This window comes from Pedobacter sp. AC464 (genome assembly GCF_979253075.1).
In genome coordinates this window covers 641218-661510 of the sequence record NZ_CEEDBV010000001.1, presented here as the reverse complement: position 1 = coordinate 661510, position 20293 = coordinate 641218, and the positions used below count along the sequence as shown (strand labels likewise).

Below are 20293 nucleotides of genomic sequence, written 5' to 3'. Positions count from 1 at the left end.
ACATCACAACTGCGGATTCAAAAATATTTTCAGTTTTTTTAAAATTATCGGGTTACCTTTTTACCTTTGCGGCATTAATGATAAATTAATTAATACTTAAAAAATTCAAAAATGAAAAATTCATTCAAATTAGGCTTTTTAGCTTTAGCATTATCTTTATCAGTAGCAGCTTGTAACTCAGAGAAAAAAGCTGAAGGTGCTGATACTACAGCAACTGATTCTACTACTGTAGTTACTGATACAACTGCAAAAGATACTTCAGTAACTGATTCAACTGTAAAAGATACTACAGTTAAAACTACTGTTGAAAAAACTGAAGTTAAACACTAGTTTACCTTTACTTATAAGAAAAGGCTTTGGGGTTTCTCAAAGCCTTTTTATATTATTTTACTTTTTTGGGTTACCTTTTTACTTTTCTGGTATAAAGGGTAATTAATTACTTAAAACAAAAAAAATTCGAACATGAAAAATGCATTCAAATTAGGCTTTTTAGCTTTGGCTTTATCTTTATCAGTTGCAGCTTGTAACTCAGAAAAAAAAGGCGAAGGTGCTGATACTACAGTAACTGATTCTTCTACAATTATTACAGATACTACTGCTGTTGATACAACTGTAAAAGATTCTACAGTAAAAGATACTACAGTTAAAGCAACTACAGAGAAAACTGAAGTTAAACACTAGTTTTTAGCTTTAAATTATAAAAAAAAGACTTAAGCATTTTGCTTAGGTCTTTTTTTTTGATATGGCGGGTTACCTTTTCAGTGTATTTGTATTAATTGATAAGTAATTAATTAAAAGATCAAACCAAAAACAAAACAAAAAATGAAAAATGCATTCAAATTAGGCTTTTTAGCCCTAGCGTTATCTTTATCAGTTGTAGCTTGTTCAGAAAAAAAAGCTGACGGTGCTGATACTACAGTAGTTGATTCTACAGTTGTTGATTCATCAATGAAAGATAGTTCAGCAATGGATACTTCTAAAATGGATACGACTAAAATGGACACGACTAAAAAAATGTAGTCTAATTTTACCTAATTCGAAAAGGCTTCTTTCACAGAAGCCTTTTTTTGTTTACAACAATTCTTTCAGTCACATAGTCTTCAAAATCCCCCAATTGTAGTAAATTTGCGGCAAATTATATTCCGCATAATGAATTTAACATCACTACAGGCAATTTCACCAATTGACGGCCGCTATAGAAAAACGACAGAAAATTTAGCTGCTTATTTTTCAGAAGAAGCACTTATAAAATACCGTGTTTTTATAGAAATTGAATACTTTATTGCGCTCTGCGAAATTAACCTGCCAGGCCTGGAAAATTTCGATAGCAGGCTTTTTGCAGAATTGAGAAAAATTTACGAGCAATTCTCAGAAGCTGATGCGCTAGAAATTAAAGAAACAGAAAAAGTAACCAACCACGATGTTAAAGCCGTTGAATATTTTATTAAAGCTAAATTCGATGCCTTGGGCCTTAATAACTTTAAAGAGTTTATTCATTTCGGATTAACCTCACAAGATATTAACAATACCGCTATTCCTTATTCTATTAAGCTGGCATTAACCGAATGCTATTACCCGGCAATTAGCTCACTAATCGAAAAAATAAATACCCTGGCAACAGAATGGAAGGATATTCCGATGCTTGCCCACACCCATGGCCAGCCTGCATCTCCAACCAAACTTGGCAAAGAATTTTTAGTTTTTGCAGAACGTTTAAGCATACAGCTCGATAGCCTGAGAGCAATTCCGAATAGTGCTAAGTTTGGCGGTGCCACCGGAAATTTCAATGCGCACCATATCGCCTATCCAACCGTAAATTGGGTAGAATTTTCTAACAAGTTAGTAAACGAGACGCTGGGTTTAACCCGTGCGCAACATACAACACAAATTGAACACTATGATCAGTTTGCAGCCCAGTGCGATGCTTTAAAACGCATAAACAACATTATAATTGATTTAGACAGAGACATCTGGACTTATATTTCCAAAAATTACTTTAAGCAAAGGATTAAGGCTGGGGAAATTGGCTCGTCTGCAATGCCACATAAAGTTAATCCGATAGACTTTGAAAATGCGGAAGGAAATGCTGGGATTGCGAACGCTTTATTTGAATTTTTTGCAGCGAAGCTTCCTATTTCCCGTTTACAACGCGATTTAACAGACTCAACGGTTTTAAGAAACATTGGTGTTCCTTTTGGTCATACCTTAATCGCTATTAATTCTACCCTGCGTGGTTTAAACAAGATTCTTTTGAATGAACCAGCATTGCATGCCGATCTTGATGATAATTGGGCAGTTGTTGCCGAAGCGATTCAAACCGTGTTAAGGAGAGAAAACTATCCTAATCCGTACGAAGCATTGAAAGAGCTTACAAGAACAAATTCGAAGATAAATGCGGCTAGTATTGCCGAGTTTATTGAAGGTTTAGCTGTTTCTGATTCGGTAAAAACACAGCTAAGGACCATTACACCTTTTAATTACACAGGCATATTTTAGTGAAATTAAATTGACGATAAACAGACAGCCTGTAAAAGCTTTATTGATGAGTATTTGTTAATTTTGATAATTCTAATTGATTAAGACATGAACATTAACGTATATACAGAACAAACGCCAAATCCGGCGACCATGAAATTCATGGTTAACAAGTTATTAATTAACGGAAGTGAGGATTTTGCAACTAAAGAAAGTGCAGAACATTCTCCTTTTGCTAAAGAGCTTTTTAAATTCAACTTTGTTGCTGGCGTTTTTTTTGCAAGTAATTTCGTTACCATTACTAAAACTGACGATGCAGATTGGGCTGATATTGAGGCAATTTTAAAAGAATTTGTTAAAGGTGCGGTTGAGTCTGAACTTAAAATTAAGGAAGCAACAACAGAAGAAGCTCCTGCATTTGAGGGTTCTGAAACTGAAATTAAAATACAGCAGATTTTGCACGATTACGTTCGGCCTGCAGTTGAGCAGGATGGCGGTGCGATAACTTATAAATCTTTTGATGAAGGTGTTGTAACGGTAGAACTTCGTGGTTCTTGCAGCGGTTGTCCGTCTTCCACAATTACGTTAAAATCAGGTATACAGAACTTGCTTCAAAGAATGGTGCCCGAAGTTACAGAAGTGGTTTCAGAAGCATTGTAAACAATATAAGCTAACAAAAAGGCTCTCGATTAAAAACCGAGAGCCTTTTTTTGTTGACTTCAAACACTAAAAATGCCTTTTAATTGCTTCCAGTAATTCCTTTGTAAGTTGTCCGTTGGTGGCCAAGATTTCTCTTTTTGTAAAATAATCATTTCCTCCTGAAAAATCCAGTACTTCTCCCCCAGCCTGCTGAACGATAAAACAGCCCGCGGCGAAGTCCCACTGTTGTAAATTGTACTCAAAAAAAGCATCGAAACGACCGCAGGCTGTGTAAACTAAATCAATCGCTGCTGCACCTATTCTGCGTACACCGTGACTTTTCTGCATTATTTCTTCCAGCAATTTTAAATATTGAGCTTGTTTATCGAACTGATAGTATGGAAAACCGGTTGCCAGTAAACTTGATTTCAAATCATGATTGGCAGAAACATGAATCTCTTTTTTATTAAGAAATGCGCTTCCTCCTTTATAAGAATAAAACATTTCACCGCGATTTAATTCATAAACCACGCCCAGAACTGGTAAATTTTCTTCGTATAGCGCAACACTAATTCCATAAGCCGGAATTCCGTGGATGAAATTTGTGGTCCCGTCAAGCGGATCAATGATCCATTTATAAACCTTCCCTTCTCGACTAATGGTTTTCTCTTCAGTAATAAAACCAGCATCAGGAATGAGTTTATCAAGATTTTGAACAAGTTTCTGTTCTGCAGTTTTATCTACATAAGAAACCATATCATTTAAGCCCTTGTATTCAATTTTGTTAACATCAAACTGCATTGCTTCCTTTCTGATAAAGTTTCCGGTAAGCTTTACAATTGAAATAACCTTATTGCACAGTAATTCGTAATTCATAATTGATTAACAACAATCATTTAAGGTTGTTGAGATTAAATGAAATAAATGAACGGTTTAGGCGAGGTTGTTTTTGTTTCTAAGTGCATAAACACTTAAGCAAATGCCTCCAACAACCAGCAATGTCGAAATCATTTCGGCCTGCGTAAACGGTGGCAAACCAAGAACATGGTATTTTGAATTCACCCGAATAAGCTCGATAAAGAAACGCTCAACACCGTTCAATATCATGTAAATTCCGAACATTAATCCGGGTGCCTTTATTTTATCTCTTATGCTCCAAAGAAACGCAAATAGAATTAAGCATATAATTACTTCGTATATTGGTGTCGGGTAAACGCCCTGAGCAAGTTCGTTACAGAATTTACCTGTGCAACCTGGAATCGGAATACCTTCGCCGACAACATTGTTGGGGTATTTGTAAGACCAAAGCCAATCTGGTAACCACGAAAACGGTTTTGGATTTGTATTAACAATTCCCCAATCACCATCACCTGAAAGATGACACCCAATGCGACCAACAGCATAAGCGAGCATCATACCTGGTCCACCAACATCAAGCATATGCAAGGGCTTGATACCATGCTTTTTGGCAATGAATAATACAGCTGCGCCCCCACAAATTAATCCGCCATAAAAGGTGAAACCACCTGCAGATAATATTCTTTCGATTGGGTGTTGGATGAAATCGTCCCAATATTCCAGACCATCAAAAATTTTAGCCCCTAGAAAACCACAAACAGCTGCCCAAACCACAAGATTACTCATAATTTGGTAAGGGTGAATTGTTACCTCAACTTCTTTAGGTTTGGCAAGCTTTACCTTGTTCTTTTCCTTGTAATCCCAATAGGCAAATAGCCCGCCAAGTGCTAAGCCACCAATTACATTTCCTTTTAGAGAAAGTAAAACCACTTCAATATTATCGGCAGCCAGCTGATAATTAGTAATTAAGTAGAGTAGTTTGTAACCGATGATAAAGCCGAATAAGCCATTTAAAATCAAATCACCCGTGCTTGCTGGCAAACCAAGCGTTACTTTTTTCTTAAAAGAATGAAGTATACCTAGCGCTTCCTTACGTTTTAACTCCTGAGAAAAAGCCCAGTAACCAGCAACAAACGCCAGGGCAACAAATAAGCCGAACGTTTTAAATGGAAGTGGCAAATTGATACCAAAAAGATATTCTAAGAAGTGCGAAACGGTAGGAAACATACAAATATTTTGAAGCGAAGATAGTAAAGAAAGCGTAAAGCTGAAAGGTTAACGAAAACAGCAAGTTTGAGAGCAGAAAACGTCGCTACAACCTTGATGCTAGAAATTTTTCTTAATGGTGCGCATAAACATTTTCCAACTCTGCTACCTCAACTTCGCCATCCGCAGTGAGTTCCAAGAGCTTAACCGCTTTTAATTCGTTTACCATTACCGGATCATACTTGGCCCGAACTTTTACGTAATTTTTGGTAAAGCCATGCATGTAACCCACTTTTTGGTCTGCTTCAAATAAAACTTCAGCCTCGTTGCCAACTTGGGATTGGTAGAAAGCCCTGCGTTTCTTGTCAGACAGGATATGAAGCATTTTACTACGCTCGTTGCGTTCACTGCCCGCAACAACGCCTTTCATTTCCGCGGCAGCGGTTAGTTCGCGTTCAGAGTAAGTGAATACGTGTAAATAAGATATATCCAGTTGATTTAAAAACTGGTAGGTATCAAGAAAATCTTCTTTTGTTTCTCCGGGGAAGCCGACAATAACATCGACACCAATGCAACAGTTTGGCATTACTTCTTTAATCTTCGCCACACGCTCTACATACAAATCTCTGCGGTAACGACGGCGCATTAAACCCAAAATCTTATCAGAGCCCGATTGTAGCGGAATGTGGAAGTGTGGAACAAATCTTTTCGAAGTTGATACAAACTGTATAATTTCGTTGCTTAAAAGGTTGGGCTCAATGGAAGAAATCCTGATCCTTTCTATTCCCTCTACATCATCAAGCGCCTTAACTAAATCAAAAAACTTATCCTCCCGCTGGCCATTACGGATGCCGAAATCACCAAGATTTACACCGGTTAAAACAATTTCTTTAACGCCGCTCCCGGCTATCATTATAGCACGGTTTACCACATTTTCAATGGTATCACTACGACTTGCACCGCGGGCCAAAGGAATTGTGCAGTAGGTACAAGGATAATCGCAACCATCCTGAACCTTCAAAAATGTACGGGTTCTATCGCCTATTGAGTAAGAAGCTATAAAATTGTGGTTAACCTTTTCTATGTTCTGTTGATGAACAACCGCCTTAGGATTTTTTGTCAAATCAGAAATGTATTCTACAATCCTGAATTTTTCTGCAGCCCCTAACACCATATCAACACCTTCAATTTCGGCAATTTCCTGAGGTTTCAGCTGAGCATAACAGCCAACAATTGTTACATAGGCATTTGGCGAATGCTTTAAAGCTTCTTTAACAACCTTGCGGCATTTCTTATCAGCGTGATCGGTAACCGAGCACGTGTTAATCACGTACACATCAGCAGCGTCTTGAAACTCAACGACTGCATAACCTGCATCGGTAAATAACCGACCAATAGTTGATGTTTCGGAGAAATTTAATTTGCAACCTAATGTATAAAACGCGACCTTTTTCATTTAGCCAGCAAAGATACAATTTTGAAGCAAGATTGGAGATTTAGCATTTTAGTTTGCGTTAACCTTACAGTAAGATAACAAATTCAGACTATTGCTCCTGCCAACGATAACTCGTTTGCTCAAAACCTGCTAAATCTAAAACCCTGTTTACTACGGTTTCTGCTACTTCTTCAATGGTTTTTGGGAGACTATAAAAGGAAGGATTTGCAGGACAGATAATACCGCCAGCTTCTGTTACGGCTTTCATATTGTTAATGTGTATCAAACTGAAAGGGGTATCCCGGACAACAGCAATCAATTTTCTTCGCTCTTTTAATACAACATCTGCCGCTCTGGAGATTAAATCGTTTGAAATTCCATGGGCTATTCTACCGAGGGTACCCATAGAGCATGGCAATATAATCATCGTATCGTACTTTGCGGAGCCAGATGCAAAAGGTGCATTAAAATCGTTCTTATTGTAAAAAGTAAAATCAAAATTTTCGTAGTCGTGGTTGCCCAATTCAAACTGCCATACAGCTTTCGCGTTATCACTCATTACCACACCAACCGCCGCAATCTGCGCTTTCAAAGCCATCAGCTTATCAAATAAAACTTTAGCATAAACGGAACCACTTGCGCCGGTAACAGCAACTACGATTTTTTTCTTATTCATTATACAAACAAAAATACGGTTAATTAACGATAGAAAATAAAAAAGGGCCGAATACAAGTATTCGACCCTACATCTACCTATGAAAAACATACCCTCGAAAGGGTAAGAACAAATATATATATTTTTTTAAAAAAAGATGATAGTTGAACGGTAAATTGCACTAATCACTAACTAATATTCGAAAAAAAAATACAACTGACTGTTTGCCAAACGATTAAATTGTGAATTTTTTAAAACTTTTTTTAAATTAAAGTGTGCAAATAACACTAAGGTGCATTAATCGTTCTGTTATACAACCTTCAGGCGCTCTTTTGCTACTCTATTTGGGTAATAACCGTCAGAATCGTATTTAAGTTGCTGGGATAGAATTCAATAATCATAAAAAAGCCCCAACATATGTTGAGGCTAAAATCGATTAATGGCGCATTATTGTTTCGGTGTTGCCGATGCCGCCGGTGCTTTGCCGATTAGTTCCATAAACTGATCCAGTTTCGGCGTAATGATAATTTGGGTACGTCTGTTTTTAGATTTTCCGGCCGGTGTGCTGTTGTCTGCCACCGGGTTAAATTCGCCCCTACCGCCTGCAGTTAATCTTTTCGGATCTACAGCATATTTTGTTTGTAAAACCTGAACCACTGAAGATGCCCTCAAAGCACTTAAATCCCAGTTGTTTCTGATGTTTGCTTGCGCTATTGGAACGTTGTCCGTGTTACCCTCAATCAATACATCATAGGTATCATAATCTTTAATGATTTTAGCAATTTTGCTTAAGGTTTCACCAGCCTTGTCTGATACTTCATAACTTCCAGACTTGTAAAGCATGTTATCTGCAAGCGAAATATAGACTACACCTTTTAAAACCTGTACGTCAACATCACCTAACTCTTCTCTGCTCAAAGAGCGTGTTAAGTTGTTTGTTAACACCATATTAAGCGAATCGCTTTTGTTTTTGGCATTAATTAATTGCTTAATATATTTGTTTGAGCTGTTAATCTCGTCAACCAATTTTGAAATGTTAACATTACCCTGATTACTAGAGCTTAAGCATTTGTTTAGTGCATCTTGCAGTGCAGCAGTGTTTGCCTTCTCTGAGGCGATTTGCTCTTCCAGACTTTTTACCCTGCTGTTTGCTCCGGTAAGTTCGCGTTGACTATCCTGGTATTTATTACTTAGCTCCTGATTTCGCTCGCGAAGCTTATCAAAAGTAGATTGAAGTTCTGTGTATTTCTTATTGCTAACACATCCTGAAACTAACAGAACAGATAAAAAAACTAAAGGGATTGATTTGTAAATTTTCATAACTTATTATTTTAATTATAAATTTTCGCTTTTCAACATGCAACAACCGATCCTTTTTAAAAATCGACATTAAAAATTAAGTTTTATTAACTTTTAATCAGCGTTTTAGTCAGGTTTAAATCCACCATAATTTTTACGAAGCTAAGGCAGCAAAATCTCAAAGATTTTTTTTTATATTCGATGACTAACAAACGAACATGATTAACAAAAAAACCATCACAATGGCTATGCTTGCAGGCGTAGTGCTGCTCTTAAGTGCATTTATGCCTAAACAGCAGGAGGCTTTTAAGGCTAAAAATCTTAAGGTTTTACCGAAAAATATCAGCAAAGAAGATTTAGATAAAGTAATGGATGGCTTTAAAGCTTCTTTAGGCGTACGCTGTAATTATTGTCATGCTGCGATGAAAGACAACCCCCGTAAAATGGATTTCGCAAGTGATGACAATCTAAAGAAACAGGTTGCTCGGGAAATGATGAAAATGACTGCAAAAATAAACAAAAAGTATTTTCAACACGAGATGAAAGATGGAAAAGGCCTGGTAGAGATTTCATGCACCACCTGCCACAACGGTAAGTCTGAGCCAGTATTGAAATCAGACGCTGCAGGCAAATAAAAATCAATGATACATCATTTATCAAAGCCTAATCCTGCTGATTAGGCTTTTTTTTACGCAAAAATGCGTTACAAATTGAGAGTTGCCTTTGGTTTCAATTTTTAATTGTATTATTTTGCAAAAAAAATTAAAACCAGAGCAAAATTTTCTTGTTCAAGAATAAAAAATACGATACGTTACCTGAATTATAACATTAATTTTTATGACTAAACTTTTCATCGGTGGTTTGGCCGACAATATTCAGGAAATGGACTTAGCAATTTTGGTAAGTTTACACGGAGAGATTGACACCATTAAGGTTGTTAGAGACAGGGCAACGGGTAAATGTAAAGGTTATGCTTTTTTAGAAATTCCTAAAATTACCGATGCTAAAAACATCATTTCGATGCTAAATGGCGAAACGTTTAAAGGAAATACCTTAACGATAAAAATATCGGAGGAAGGAGCACCAAAACCTGCACCCCGATTTAACAAATTTGCCACGAAAAAATTTTCCAAATAAGGCTGAAAACCTCTTGAATTGCTCACACCGATTAGACGTGCCTTCAATAGAGATTTCGATGTAGCTTATCAGCTATAACCGGCAAGTAACCAGGCATCGCCAGAAAGGGTGATTAAAGCTTTGTGTGGAGCAGGCATGACTTATCGGCAACAACAATTTACCTGAAGTCTTTTTTATCTTTTTATTGCAGAATACCAGTTTATTGGATGTGAACGTAAACTAACGCCATCACTTTCGACATGGTATAGTATTATCGGTCGCGTAAAGTCGACTAATCTTTCAACCTGTCTTGATAAACTGCTCAAAAAATCGAGACTTGAAATCCCTTCTTTTAGATGGACATAAATAACACTGGCAGTTTTAAATTCAAATCGTTCAATTTTTCCAGGCCACTCAGCTTTAATTTTATTTAAAAAAGCCGTGATTTTTCTTTCATCTTTTGAGGAATCCATAAGCTAGGGTTTTGATAACTCAAATTAATAAATTATTTCAGCAGAGAATAACCTGTAACAGAGACAATACACAAATTACCAAGGCTATCCGTTTTCAATTTCTATCCAAACCGGCCCGTGGTCGCTGGATTTTTCCCAGCCCCGTACATTTCTATCAACTCCACCTGCCTTTAATCTATCCTTTAAAAGCGGACTTAAAAGAAAATGGTCGATCCGGAGGCCCGCATTACGCCCATACGCATTGCGGAAATAATCCCAAAAGGTATAAATTACTTCATCTGGATATAACTTTCTGATGGCATCTGTCCAGCCCTGGGCAATTAAGTTATGGAACGCGGCCCGCACCTCGGGTCTGAATAATGCATCGTTTACCCAACGCTCCGGTTTATAAACATCTAATTCTGTCGGCATTACGTTGTAATCGCCACATAATACAACCGGCAAATTATAATCCAACAATTTAGCAGCGTGTTGTGTCAATCGCTCAAACCAGGCGAGTTTATAGTCTAACTTTGCTCCAGGCGCCGGATTTCCGTTTGGGAGGTAAAGGCAACCGATTACAACATCATCAATCATAGCTTCGATATAGCGGCTGTGCAAGTCTTCCTCATCACCGGGCAAACCCCTTCTCAGTTCTTTAATTTCTTTGCCTTTTGCCAAAATAGCAACCCCGTTCCAGCTTTTCTGCCCATGCCAAATGGCGTTATAGCCAGCGTTGTTTATGGCTTCAACTGGAAATTTTTCATCTGGCGCTTTAAGCTCCTGTAAGCAAACTACATCTGGCTTGCATTCTTCGAGCCAGCGAATTAAAACCGGAAGCCTTCCATTCACACCGTTTACGTTGTAAGTCGCTATCTTCATATCATTCTTTGTAAGTTAATATAATGCTAATCAAACGGAAAAGTTTGCACGCTTAAGCTTTGTTGTTTATTTGAGAACATCCAAATTTTCCCGAAGCTAAAAACGATTGCATTGTAATCAAAAATATAACAAGCGCATCAATTTCTGTTATAATATATCAATTTTTCAGATACCTAATTTCGAACAGATATTTACCAGATTTGATATTTAAGTTGTTCGCAACTTTTTTTCCATCCAAAAAAACTTCAGCATCTGTTGTAACCGGGATTTGAACACTTGCTGTTGAGTTTGCAGGTACGATCACATTGTATTTAATACCTTTTGGTACTCTTTTCCAGGAAGATAGAATCAATCCGTATGACCCTTCGTGCGAGGCTTCGAAATGGTCGAGTCCTTCAACAAAATGTGGCGTCAGCAAAATATTTTTAAATCCTGGCTGTTTTTCATCAACTTTGATGCCTCCAATTCCTTTAAAAAACCACCCACCGATTTCTCCAAACATCATGTGGTTGTCGGAGATGTCTCTGGTTGCCTGCATATCCCAGTTTTCGTGAAGGGTTGTAGCGCCATTTTTTATCCACCAACCCCAACCAGGATAAGTATCCTGCGATGCAAGTTTGTAAGCTACATCGCTATGCCCGTTATCACTTAGGGCATTTAAGACGGCCTTCGCACCCAATACCCCAACATCTATATGCATCCCGTCGGCTTTTACACGAGCCGCCAAATTATTTGCAACCAACTGCCTTGAGGCCTCGGGCACTATATTCCACTGCAAAGCCATCGAAAGTTCTGTTTGTACACCTTTACCATAAATGCCGGTTTTGCTGTCGAAAAACTTTTCGTTAATGGCACTTCTAATCTTCGCAGCCAAGGCGCTGTATTGTAAATAATCATTTTGATTACCAAACAACTTTGCAGCTTTGGCGAGTATATCTGCATCAACATAAAAGTAAACTGACGATGTGTACTCCAAATCGGAGGTGGATTTTACAGGTACCCAATCTCCCCTGCCGAAAGTTGTTAAATAACCTTTACTCGTCCCTTCAACGTAATTTACATAGCTTTTTATGCTTTGATAATTATCGGCGAGCAACTTGCTATCGCCGTAAAACATGTAAATATTCCATGGAATAATGGCTATCGTACTGGTCCAGTCGGTACCATTTGCTGTGCCATAACCCCAACCACCTGTAGGAATAATGTCTGGAAGTACACCGTTTGGTTGCTGTTCATCACGATGGTCGGCCATCCATTTTTCGTATACCGTTATGCCATCAAAATTATACAAACCGGTTTCAATTGCAAAATGTCCGTCGCCTGTCCACCCATTTTTTTCTCTCTGCGGACAATCAGTAGGAAAACCGTAAAGATTAGACAAGTAAGAGTTGTTAGTTGCCCACCAAAGCTTATCGATTAACTCATTTGATGAGGAAATTTTCCCAACAGTCGGCACATCGCTGTGCATAAAATAACCAACAAGGCTTTTCTCATTCAACGATATCGGACTGGAGCTTGTTACCTCAACATACTGAAAACCTTTATAGTTAAACAAAGGCATAAATTCTTCCTCGCCATCGCCACCCAAAATAAAAATATCAGTTTGAAATGGGTCAGATTTATCTTTTGGCCGGTGGTAAACGTCGATGTTAGATAAATCGGTGTGGCCATCCGGGTATAAGCGCTCGGCGTGTCGCAGTCTTATTACCGTTCCTTTTTCACCTTTTACCTTTAATCTGCTCACACCGGCAATATTTCTCCCGAGGTCAAAAACGTAAGAAGTATCTGCAAATTTGCGCAGCTTTTTCACACTTATTTCTTCCACATTTCGTATTGGATGCATCAGTTGAGATACAATATTTTTTGATGGTGTAGCCCTCAATGTTACCTCCCGCCACTTGGAATCATCAAAGTTGATGGTATTCCATCCCTTTTGTGCTAAACGGGCATCATAGTGCTCGGCTGTGTAAATGCTATTGGAAATAATGGGGCTCAAACTTGTTTTCCAGTCTGCGCCCGTCTTAACGGTTTCTACTGTCCCATCCGTATAGGTAATTCTTAAATCGAGGCAAAAGGTTGGCCTGGCCCGCCACGGCGCTTTATCAAAGTTCCAAACAGCAAGCGATTGATGATTATACCAGCCATTACCAAGAAGCACACCAACTGCATTGTCGCCCTGCCTTAAATCTGAAGTTACATCGTAAGTTACATAAAGGTTTCTTCTATCACACCGGGTATACATTGGGTCGAGCCGGTGGTTACCAACCTTTTTGCCGTTCAGATAGAGTTCATACAAACCTGCAGCAGCAACATAAGCTCTTGCAGACTTGATAACCTTTGCCGGTTTAAAAACTTTCCTAAAATATGGCGCAGGCATAATATTGATGTCATTTCTGTCGCTAATCCAGGTGCCTTTCCAGTTTTGCATACCCATCATACCTGTTTCGAAACTTGAAATTGACTTTTTTAACGGCTTCGAATCTTTGTCCCAAAGTTCCAGCTGCCAATAATATTTTGTAAAAGGTTTAAGCGTTGCTCCGTCATAAGTCACCAAAGCAATTGTTGAAGATTTTTTACCAGAATCCCATATAATACCAGCTTTGTTTATAAGCTGAACCGAATCAGTACCCACAACGATTCGATAAGCTTTTTGCATTGCACCATCTCTCCCATCCGACATCTGCCAAGAAAGCCTTGGATTGGGGTTGTCGACACCAATCGGTCTAAACAAGTATTCACATTTCAGCGCCTGGGGCTCTGCCGAAAATACTAGTTGAGCAGCACTAATAACAAAAATCAGCGTTGCGATGAATAATTTTGGCTTCAGAATAGACATGGTTGAGAAAGGCAGCAATTAAAAAGTAAAACGTTTAACTAAAGGCTGAATTTATGCTATTATTTTTAAGACACAGAAATAATTTAAGAATTATTTAGAATTGTTCGTTCGGAAGCAGTTAGCTGGTGAACAAAAATGAATTCTGTTACAATCTAATCTTCCTTTCGGAATCTCCAGATTTAAGTTGAAACTAATCTGAGCAGAATATTTTTAATGAAAATGAGTTTTATACGAATGCCTGAGCACTTCAACATCGGATTTAGACGGCAAACTTGCGCAGCTGCGAATTAAGCAGAAAGAACGGAATGTACTGAGAAGTCAAATACTGGTATCGGTTTCGCTTTTTAATTCGGATTCAATTTTTTCAATTAGCGCCTGTTTGGCTTTGTTATAGGTTGATAGTTGTGAGAAATCTTTCATAATTTCAGAGATTTCCTCGCCAGCTTCATTCGAAGAAATCATTTTAAAATCAGCTGCTGCTTTGTAAGCATCCATATCACCAAAACCTCTCAGATGCTTAACTCTTGTGAGAAAGGTTTTAAGATCAGTTTTACGTTTTTCCATTGACGAACACAAAATTATAATTCTCACTCATTAATCATACAAAAATTAAAACAATTTTGTTAACATCTCTTGATTATTAACAATCTCAATAAATTCAGGATTAGCCGCTTGAATCGAAAGTTGACTTTAAGGCACCTTCTGTTCAATAATGCACACCTCTACATTTTTAAATATCGAAATCTTTTTTAACTTTGTATCTCAAAGTGCTTTTAAAATATCTTTTATTTTAAACTTGGCCTATTTACGTAATGTTTGTCGCAAAGGTTTTTAGAGTCGTCATTATGCTTAAAGTTTGTGGATGGAATTATGGATTTTGTAGATAAACAATCGATAGTAAGGAAAATTTGGGGTGATGCAGATGTTGTACTTTTCATTTTCGCCGGGGCCGCCGCAGAATTTAGTCTTAATAAGGCCGTAGATTGGCTTTACTTTACCGGCAAGCTTCCGAAAGACCCGCTTGGACGACTCTTTTCAACGGTTACCTACGCACAAAAAATCGTTTTTTCGGAATTGTCGGCTGCAAATTCAGCGATAGATCAAATTGTTTCTATCCATAAAAATGTTGAAAAATCCAGGCAGAGCCAAATTCCTGACTGGGCTTACCGGGACGTCTTATTCATGCTGATATATTACTCCATCCAATCGTTCCAAGCATTAGAAAGGAAACTTACCTTAAGTGAAAAGGAAGAAGTTTTTCGGACGTTTTTAGCGGTGGGTGAGCGAATGCAAATAAGTGGCCTGCCTAAAAATTTTGAGCAGTGGGAAATTATGCACAACAAGCAACTCGATGAGGATTTAATCTATAGTAAATTCTCAGCGAATCTTTTTGTACAGTACCGGAAAAATTTAGGTTTGTTCAGATTTTCGCTTTTGAAAAGAATTCAAGGGCTTATTGCGCCACAACATGTTAAACAACTGTTGAAGTTGGGGAATGGAAAATCTATTGTGCCAATTCTATTGGTTTACAAAGCTTTGAAAACTTTTAAGCTACACCGCTTTGTGAGGAATATGTTACTCCCAGCCCAATACAAGAGCGAAATATTAAATTTGGAAATGATTGATAAAACCACGAACACACCTGGGTAACAAAAGCAAACTGGAGAAATTTTATTTAATTTCGCAGCATGACGAGAGAAGAAATTTCGCAGCTTGAGGATTTTTTTGCCAATGCACCGAAACAGGCGACGCCGATTTATTTAAACGAAGCCACGGTAATTGAAAATTACGATCATTTTCTTGAAAGCCACTTCACGCCATTGAGGCTGAATCCGGAGAGCCGCGTGAACCAACCATTGATATGGCGGCTAAAAGCTTTGAAACTGATTGTTGAGGCTAATTTGTAATTAAAGCTGCCTGATTAAAGCAAACTGGTTTTACTTCGTTCGGCTTCGAAAAAAGAGTCGATTAGAAGATTTTGTTTATTCTGTGATGCAGCAACTGCCAAACGGTCGCATCGTTCATTTTCGGGGTGATCGTTATGGCCCTTTATCCAAACAAATTTAACTTTATGTAACTTATAAAGCTCGAGAAACCTTAACCATAAATCCTTGTTTTTCTTATCCTTAAACTGCTTTGCAACCCACCCGAAGACCCATTTTTTTTCAACAGCATCTACCACGTATTTTGAATCTGAATAGATTGTAACCTCTTGGTTTAAACTTTTGAGCGCCTCCAAACCCTTAATAACCGCCAGCAACTCCATCCTGTTATTTGTTGTCATCCTAAAACCACCACTTAACTCTTTGTAGTGTTTCCCCGACCTCAAAATTGTGCCGTAGCCACCCGGACCAGGATTTCCGCTTGCTGCGCCGTCTGTATAAATTTCAATCATAAACACTGTAAAGTTATGTTTTTAGGTTTAAACTAAACACCAGCAAATCCTTTTTTAAAAAATTTCGAAATTCAAATAATTGAATTATAGCCGTTTAAAACGATATTCCCCCATTTTTAAAAAAATATTTGCAAGAAATATTAAAAGTCGTACTTTTGTGACACTAAAAAACACGGTGGTTGTAGCTCAGTTGGTTAGAGTATTGGTTTGTGGTGCCGAGGGTCGTGGGTTCGAGCCCCATCAGCCACCCCGAGTTTTAAAGCAGTTCTTTTCAAGAACTGCTTTTTTGTTTTTCAAGCATTCTGCCGTAAATCTTTTGCATCGCTCCTTGCGAGCTGAATGATAGTTAAACCGTCCTTGTACCTCAAAACAAAAACAACAAGATAAGTCACCAAACAGTGATAAATTCAAGATGATTTTCTATCTGCTCGGATGAAACTTTTAAACCTCTCCGAGTACGATCAGCCTTGTTATCAACAGAAATTATTGCAATCCAAACAGATAAAAAAGTATTTAGTGCTGAAATCGAAGTCTAATCCAATTGAGGACAACAAGTAGAATTAAGATACCCAGGATATAAAGTTCAACTTTATTTACCACATGGGTTCCATATTTTTTAACGCAAAGCCTGTCGATAATTAGGAAAAGAACAGCCACAGGAACCCAAAGCAGATTTACCCAGCCCTGTAGTCTTTGGTCCATTCCGCTACTGTTTATCAAAATAATCGACGAAATAACGATTGCTAACATCGATATCAGGCTGAGTACTAAAATAATGGTCACTTGTTTTGATTGAAGCATTTTATAAACAGATAGTTACGAAGCTTAGGTTCAGTAGATGCTACCATCACCGGCTTTGAAAAAATTTATCACTATTTAGTGATTTAACTCAAATATAACATTTGTAGTTTACCAGGTGATATGAAAAAAAGTAAATTTGATCATGCATTTTACAGGCCCTATGTAAAGTTTAATGGAATGAAAAATGGTTGAAGGCAATGTCAGAAATAAAGAGAAAAGCAAAGAAAAGTTTTTGGCTGCCGTTGGAACAATCATAAAAACGGAAGGTTTTGCTGCCTTAAAAGTTAGTAACATAGCTGTAGTTGCTGGGCTGGATAAAAAACTGCTAATTTCCGGCATTTATTACCTGGATATTTATGCCACCACCAATGAAAATACGTTTTGTGGGTTAAGGCTGGAAGATCGTTAATTGAGGAAGCCTTGTCTTTTCTTGTTGAGATGAGCTATAAACACTTATAATAATTGGGGCATTTACTATCGTTAACAGAAACAGTTAGTAACTGCCCGAATACTTTTTGAAGATTGATTCGTTAAATGGCTTCCGCTCCTATCACAGGCAGAAACTAAATTGAATGAATTTATCATAGATCAAGATTGATTAATTGTATCCACATTATCTTCGCTTAAGAAAAAAAAAACTCTCTATACAAATTGATCACATTTAAACACTTAAACTATGAGTACTTTAAAATTAAAAGACGGAACGGAAATTTTTTACAAAGACCAAGGTGAAGGACCAACCTTGATGTTTCACCACGGATGGCCGCTATCATCAGATGACTGGGATGCGCAGGTTATTTTTTTCTTACAAAAAGGGTTTAGGGTTATAACTCACGACAGAAGAGGTCATGGCCGTTCGAGTCAGAATATTTACGGACACAATATTGAAACTTATGCAGCTGATGCCGCTGAGCTGGTTGAGCACCTAAATTTACAAGAAGTTGTTCACATTGGCCATTCAACAGGTGGCGGCGAAGTTATCAGATATGTGAACAAATATGCCAATGGAAGGGCTAAAAAAGCGGTACTGATTAGCGCAGTCCCGCCGATTATGGTGCAAAGTGACAGCAATCCTGATGGCGTACCCATCTCGGTTTTCGATGGTATAAGAGAGCAGACATTAAACAACAGACAGCAATTTTATATAGATTTGACGATTCCATTTTATGGCTATAACAGGCCAGGCGCCGATATTAAAGAAGGCGTACAACGTAACTGGTGGCGCCAGGGAATGATGGGTGGTATTGTGGCGCATTACGATGGGATAAAAGCCTTTTCTGAAACAGATTTTAGAGAAGATTTACAGGCCGTTGATATTCCTGTTCTGGTTTTGCATGGTGAAGACGACCAGATTGTTCCTTATCAAAATGCCGGTGTAAAATCTGCAAAACTGTTAAAGAACGGAAAATTGATTACTTATCCTGGTTTTCCTCATGGAATGCCAACCACTGAAGCGGCAACAATTAATAAAGATATTCTTGAATTTATTCAGGCATAATTAACGTTTTTGTACCGATATCTAAAATAGAAAAAGGGTTCGCTTCGAAAGATACGAACCCTTTTTTCCGATCTAAAATCATGTAGGTTATAAACTTGTACTGATTTAACCATTTCCCAGGCTAATCTAATCCACCAACAATATTTAAGTTTCCGAGTTGTTCCTCCACATTTACGCTGATTGAATTTACTCTATCAGTGTGCATTGACATAAGTTCTTCTGCTTTTTCAACCATTTTTTTCGACCCTATAAAAATTGGAACCCGTTGATGTAACTCAGTTGGATTGATGTCCAAAATTCGATCGAAGCCAGTTGATGCTTTACCACCGGCCTGCTCAATAATTAAGGCCATTGGGTTGCATTCGTACAAGAGCCTGAGTTTACCGTTTGGCGAACGCGATGTTGTTGGGTAAATATATATACCACCCTTTATCAAATTCCGGTGGATATCGCCAACCATAGACCCAATATACCTCGAAGTATATGGCCGTTTTGTGGCATCGTCTTCCACCTGGCAATATTTAATGTATTTTTTTACACCATCAGGGAAATGCACGTAATTTCCTTCATTAATGGAATACATATAACCAACCTCCGGCATTTTCATTTCCGGGTGCGAAAGGCAAAATTCTCCGATAGATGGATCCAAGGTAAAGCCATTAACGCCTTTACCGGTTGTGTATACCAGCATTGTAGAGGAACCATAAATGATGTAGCCCGCCGCAACCTGTTGTGTGCCTTTTTGCAACACATCTTCTAAACTTGCCTTTCCGTCTACAGATTTTCTTCGGTAAATCGAGAATATCGTACCCACAGCAACGTTTACATCAGTATTAGAGGAGCCATCAAGCGGGTCGATACACACAATGTATTTTGCATTCTGCGATACAGGCGATTCGATATGAATGATATCATCTTCTTCTTCCGTGGCAACGATGCAACACTCACCACCACTTGTTAGCGCGGCAATAAACTGTTCATTTGCATAAACATCGAGTTTTTTCTGTTCTTCACCCTGAATATTTGTGGTACCAACATCACCAAGAATGTCAACCAAACCTGCTTTGTTAACTTCTCGATTTACAATTTTTGCGGCTATCGCGATATCACGCAGCAATCTCGAAAGCTCGCCCTTTGCATATGGAAAATCTGCTTGTTTTTCTATAATAAATTGTCCTAATGTTTTTACGCCAAAAGTCATACTTAGTGTATTTTTTACATTATCTACCCGATAACTCTATTACCTCTAATGTATGAATATTTTCGTCAGTTATGCAAAAACGAATTAAGGTTCTAACCTTGTGCCATCCGTGTTTACCGGCAGCACCAGGGTTTATATGCAGTAATTTTAACTTTTCATCAAACATGACTTTCAAAATATGCGAGTGTCCTGTTATGAATAATTTAGGCGGCTTAGTGTAAATACCTGGTTTTACTAAAGCTGAATACTTTCCCGGGTAACCCCCAATGTGAGTCATCAAAACATCCACTTCCTCGCAGCTAAATCGATTTTGTTCCGGAAACTCACTCCTTATGGCTATATCGTCTATATTTCCGAACACGCCCCGAAGCGGTTTAAAGGCTGCTAAAGGTGCCGCTACATTGGGACCAAAATCTCCCGCATGCCAAATCTCATCACAACTTTCGAAATGTTTAAAAACACTTTCATCAAGAAAGCCATGCGTGTCAGAAATTAAACCTATTTTTTTCATTACAATTGATAAATTTTAACTTACAGGTTATTCA

24 protein-coding genes and 1 tRNA gene are annotated in these 20293 nt (G+C 38.0%); 12 read left to right on the top strand and 13 right to left on the bottom strand.

All coding sequences use genetic code 11. The features are described 5' to 3' along the window. Nucleotides 1-111 precede the first annotated feature (111 nt). The 5 genes from AC0IWT_RS02820 to AC0IWT_RS02800 all read left to right on the top strand — a co-directional run bounded on the left by AC0IWT_RS02820 (nt 112) and on the right by AC0IWT_RS02800 (nt 3135). Complete coding sequence (locus tag AC0IWT_RS02820; protein WP_056872131.1) at nt 112-330, top strand: hypothetical protein; 219 nt, start codon at nt 112-114, stop codon at nt 328-330. Between the two features lie 132 nt (nt 331-462). After that, on the top strand, nt 463-681 hold the full coding sequence (locus tag AC0IWT_RS02815) for a hypothetical protein (RefSeq protein WP_056872130.1): 219 nt from the start codon (nt 463-465) through the stop codon (nt 679-681). Nucleotides 682-822: 141 nt separating this feature from the next. Further along, nucleotides 823-1020 carry a hypothetical protein gene (locus tag AC0IWT_RS02810; protein ID WP_056872129.1) on the top strand — a complete coding sequence of 66 codons (198 nt, stop codon included), beginning with the start codon at nt 823-825 and terminating at the stop codon, nt 1018-1020. 129 nt (nt 1021-1149) lie between these two features. Beyond that, complete coding sequence (gene purB, locus AC0IWT_RS02805; RefSeq protein WP_471795893.1) at nt 1150-2496, top strand: adenylosuccinate lyase; 1347 nt, start codon at nt 1150-1152, stop codon at nt 2494-2496. Nucleotides 2497-2583: 87 nt separating this feature from the next. Further along, a complete protein-coding gene (locus AC0IWT_RS02800) occupies nt 2584-3135 on the top strand; it encodes a NifU family protein (protein WP_056872127.1) in 552 nt (183 codons plus the stop codon). A 66-nt stretch (nt 3136-3201) separates the two neighbouring features. On the opposite strand, the gene AC0IWT_RS02795 is transcribed toward AC0IWT_RS02800, so the two are convergent. From AC0IWT_RS02795 to AC0IWT_RS02775, 5 genes are all read right to left on the bottom strand, one after another. Then, nucleotides 3202-3990, bottom strand: coding sequence for an inositol monophosphatase family protein (locus AC0IWT_RS02795; protein ID WP_471795892.1), 789 nt, complete (start codon nt 3988-3990; stop codon nt 3202-3204). A 57-nt stretch (nt 3991-4047) separates the two neighbouring features. After that, nucleotides 4048-5199: a prolipoprotein diacylglyceryl transferase gene (locus AC0IWT_RS02790; RefSeq protein WP_471795891.1), complete on the bottom strand. Its 1152-nt coding sequence runs from the start codon at nt 5197-5199 to the stop codon at nt 4048-4050. 112 nt (nt 5200-5311) lie between these two features. Beyond that, on the bottom strand, nt 5312-6634 hold the full coding sequence (gene mtaB, locus AC0IWT_RS02785; RefSeq protein ID WP_471795890.1) for a tRNA (N(6)-L-threonylcarbamoyladenosine(37)-C(2))-methylthiotransferase MtaB: 1323 nt from the start codon (nt 6632-6634) through the stop codon (nt 5312-5314). A gap of 88 nt (nt 6635-6722) precedes the next feature. Beyond that, nucleotides 6723-7289, bottom strand: a complete 567-nt coding sequence (locus AC0IWT_RS02780) for a UbiX family flavin prenyltransferase (protein ID WP_056872123.1) — start codon at nt 7287-7289, stop codon at nt 6723-6725. Nucleotides 7290-7715: 426 nt separating this feature from the next. Then, a complete protein-coding gene (locus AC0IWT_RS02775; RefSeq protein WP_056872122.1) occupies nt 7716-8588 on the bottom strand; it encodes an OmpA family protein in 873 nt (290 codons plus the stop codon). A 197-nt stretch (nt 8589-8785) separates the two neighbouring features. On the opposite strand from AC0IWT_RS02775, the gene AC0IWT_RS02770 reads away from it, so the two are divergent. Further along, a complete protein-coding gene (locus AC0IWT_RS02770) occupies nt 8786-9202 on the top strand; it encodes a c-type cytochrome (protein ID WP_471795889.1) in 417 nt (138 codons plus the stop codon). A 202-nt stretch (nt 9203-9404) separates the two neighbouring features. After that, complete coding sequence (locus AC0IWT_RS02765; protein WP_056872120.1) at nt 9405-9704, top strand: RNA recognition motif domain-containing protein; 300 nt, start codon at nt 9405-9407, stop codon at nt 9702-9704. A gap of 173 nt (nt 9705-9877) precedes the next feature. Here AC0IWT_RS02765 and AC0IWT_RS02760 read toward each other — a convergent pair whose 3' ends face one another. From AC0IWT_RS02760 to AC0IWT_RS02745, 4 genes are all read right to left on the bottom strand, one after another. After that, complete coding sequence (locus AC0IWT_RS02760; protein WP_056872119.1) at nt 9878-10156, bottom strand: hypothetical protein; 279 nt, start codon at nt 10154-10156, stop codon at nt 9878-9880. An 84-nt stretch (nt 10157-10240) separates the two neighbouring features. Next, on the bottom strand, nt 10241-11017 hold the full coding sequence (gene xth, locus AC0IWT_RS02755) for an exodeoxyribonuclease III (RefSeq protein ID WP_471795888.1): 777 nt from the start codon (nt 11015-11017) through the stop codon (nt 10241-10243). A 157-nt stretch (nt 11018-11174) separates the two neighbouring features. Beyond that, complete coding sequence (locus AC0IWT_RS02750; protein WP_471795887.1) at nt 11175-13853, bottom strand: alpha-L-rhamnosidase; 2679 nt, start codon at nt 13851-13853, stop codon at nt 11175-11177. 318 nt (nt 13854-14171) lie between these two features. Next, nucleotides 14172-14417, bottom strand: a complete 246-nt coding sequence (locus tag AC0IWT_RS02745) for a hypothetical protein (protein ID WP_471795886.1) — start codon at nt 14415-14417, stop codon at nt 14172-14174. A 306-nt stretch (nt 14418-14723) separates the two neighbouring features. Between AC0IWT_RS02745 and AC0IWT_RS02740 the strand changes: the two genes are divergently transcribed. Both AC0IWT_RS02740 and AC0IWT_RS02735 read left to right on the top strand, forming a co-directional pair. Next, on the top strand, nt 14724-15503 hold the full coding sequence (locus AC0IWT_RS02740; protein WP_471795885.1) for an oxygenase MpaB family protein: 780 nt from the start codon (nt 14724-14726) through the stop codon (nt 15501-15503). 38 nt (nt 15504-15541) lie between these two features. After that, nucleotides 15542-15760 carry a DUF6965 family protein gene (locus AC0IWT_RS02735; protein WP_056872115.1) on the top strand — a complete coding sequence of 73 codons (219 nt, stop codon included), beginning with the start codon at nt 15542-15544 and terminating at the stop codon, nt 15758-15760. Between the two features lie 14 nt (nt 15761-15774). Here AC0IWT_RS02735 and rnhA read toward each other — a convergent pair whose 3' ends face one another. Then, a complete protein-coding gene (rnhA, locus tag AC0IWT_RS02730; protein WP_471795884.1) occupies nt 15775-16248 on the bottom strand; it encodes a ribonuclease HI in 474 nt (157 codons plus the stop codon). A 175-nt stretch (nt 16249-16423) separates the two neighbouring features. Here rnhA and AC0IWT_RS02725 point away from each other — a divergent pair. Continuing rightward, nucleotides 16424-16497, top strand: a tRNA-His gene (locus AC0IWT_RS02725). 264 nt (nt 16498-16761) lie between these two features. On the opposite strand, the gene AC0IWT_RS02720 is transcribed toward AC0IWT_RS02725, so the two are convergent. Then, nucleotides 16762-16950, bottom strand: coding sequence for a hypothetical protein (locus AC0IWT_RS02720; protein ID WP_471795883.1), 189 nt, complete (start codon nt 16948-16950; stop codon nt 16762-16764). 283 nt (nt 16951-17233) lie between these two features. On the opposite strand from AC0IWT_RS02720, the gene AC0IWT_RS02715 reads away from it, so the two are divergent. After that, the gene (locus tag AC0IWT_RS02715; RefSeq protein ID WP_471795882.1) at nt 17234-17458 is read left to right on the top strand and encodes a hypothetical protein; all 225 of its coding nucleotides are present in this window, start codon (nt 17234-17236) and stop codon (nt 17456-17458) included. 267 nt (nt 17459-17725) lie between these two features. Beyond that, nucleotides 17726-18547: an alpha/beta fold hydrolase gene (locus tag AC0IWT_RS02710; protein ID WP_471795881.1), complete on the top strand. Its 822-nt coding sequence runs from the start codon at nt 17726-17728 to the stop codon at nt 18545-18547. Nucleotides 18548-18668: 121 nt separating this feature from the next. On the opposite strand, the gene fbp is transcribed toward AC0IWT_RS02710, so the two are convergent. Continuing rightward, on the bottom strand, nt 18669-19748 hold the full coding sequence (fbp, locus tag AC0IWT_RS02705; RefSeq protein WP_471795880.1) for a class 1 fructose-bisphosphatase: 1080 nt from the start codon (nt 19746-19748) through the stop codon (nt 18669-18671). A gap of 19 nt (nt 19749-19767) precedes the next feature. Next, nucleotides 19768-20259 carry a metallophosphoesterase family protein gene (locus tag AC0IWT_RS02700; protein WP_471795879.1) on the bottom strand — a complete coding sequence of 164 codons (492 nt, stop codon included), beginning with the start codon at nt 20257-20259 and terminating at the stop codon, nt 19768-19770. Nucleotides 20260-20293: the final 34 nt, after the last annotated feature.

Coding starts and splice junctions, on each gene's coding strand:
- AC0IWT_RS02820 (WP_056872131.1), top strand. CDS start 112: ATGAAAAATTCATTCAAATTAGGCTTTTTAGCTTTAGCATTATCTTTA.
- AC0IWT_RS02815 (WP_056872130.1), top strand. CDS start 463: ATGAAAAATGCATTCAAATTAGGCTTTTTAGCTTTGGCTTTATCTTTA.
- AC0IWT_RS02810 (WP_056872129.1), top strand. CDS start 823: ATGAAAAATGCATTCAAATTAGGCTTTTTAGCCCTAGCGTTATCTTTA.
- purB (WP_471795893.1), top strand. CDS start 1,150: ATGAATTTAACATCACTACAGGCAATTTCACCAATTGACGGCCGCTAT.
- AC0IWT_RS02800 (WP_056872127.1), top strand. CDS start 2,584: ATGAACATTAACGTATATACAGAACAAACGCCAAATCCGGCGACCATG.
- AC0IWT_RS02795 (WP_471795892.1), bottom strand. CDS start 3,990: ATGAATTACGAATTACTGTGCAATAAGGTTATTTCAATTGTAAAGCTT.
- AC0IWT_RS02790 (WP_471795891.1), bottom strand. CDS start 5,199: ATGTTTCCTACCGTTTCGCACTTCTTAGAATATCTTTTTGGTATCAAT.
- mtaB (WP_471795890.1), bottom strand. CDS start 6,634: ATGAAAAAGGTCGCGTTTTATACATTAGGTTGCAAATTAAATTTCTCC.
- AC0IWT_RS02780 (WP_056872123.1), bottom strand. CDS start 7,289: ATGAATAAGAAAAAAATCGTAGTTGCTGTTACCGGCGCAAGTGGTTCC.
- AC0IWT_RS02775 (WP_056872122.1), bottom strand. CDS start 8,588: ATGAAAATTTACAAATCAATCCCTTTAGTTTTTTTATCTGTTCTGTTA.
- AC0IWT_RS02770 (WP_471795889.1), top strand. CDS start 8,786: ATGATTAACAAAAAAACCATCACAATGGCTATGCTTGCAGGCGTAGTG.
- AC0IWT_RS02765 (WP_056872120.1), top strand. CDS start 9,405: ATGACTAAACTTTTCATCGGTGGTTTGGCCGACAATATTCAGGAAATG.
- AC0IWT_RS02760 (WP_056872119.1), bottom strand. CDS start 10,156: ATGGATTCCTCAAAAGATGAAAGAAAAATCACGGCTTTTTTAAATAAA.
- xth (WP_471795888.1), bottom strand. CDS start 11,017: ATGAAGATAGCGACTTACAACGTAAACGGTGTGAATGGAAGGCTTCCG.
- AC0IWT_RS02750 (WP_471795887.1), bottom strand. CDS start 13,853: ATGTCTATTCTGAAGCCAAAATTATTCATCGCAACGCTGATTTTTGTT.
- AC0IWT_RS02745 (WP_471795886.1), bottom strand. CDS start 14,417: ATGGAAAAACGTAAAACTGATCTTAAAACCTTTCTCACAAGAGTTAAG.
- AC0IWT_RS02740 (WP_471795885.1), top strand. CDS start 14,724: ATGGATTTTGTAGATAAACAATCGATAGTAAGGAAAATTTGGGGTGAT.
- AC0IWT_RS02735 (WP_056872115.1), top strand. CDS start 15,542: ATGACGAGAGAAGAAATTTCGCAGCTTGAGGATTTTTTTGCCAATGCA.
- rnhA (WP_471795884.1), bottom strand. CDS start 16,248: ATGATTGAAATTTATACAGACGGCGCAGCAAGCGGAAATCCTGGTCCG.
- AC0IWT_RS02720 (WP_471795883.1), bottom strand. CDS start 16,950: ATGGACCAAAGACTACAGGGCTGGGTAAATCTGCTTTGGGTTCCTGTG.
- AC0IWT_RS02715 (WP_471795882.1), top strand. CDS start 17,234: ATGGTTGAAGGCAATGTCAGAAATAAAGAGAAAAGCAAAGAAAAGTTT.
- AC0IWT_RS02710 (WP_471795881.1), top strand. CDS start 17,726: ATGAGTACTTTAAAATTAAAAGACGGAACGGAAATTTTTTACAAAGAC.
- fbp (WP_471795880.1), bottom strand. CDS start 19,748: ATGACTTTTGGCGTAAAAACATTAGGACAATTTATTATAGAAAAACAA.
- AC0IWT_RS02700 (WP_471795879.1), bottom strand. CDS start 20,259: ATGAAAAAAATAGGTTTAATTTCTGACACGCATGGCTTTCTTGATGAA.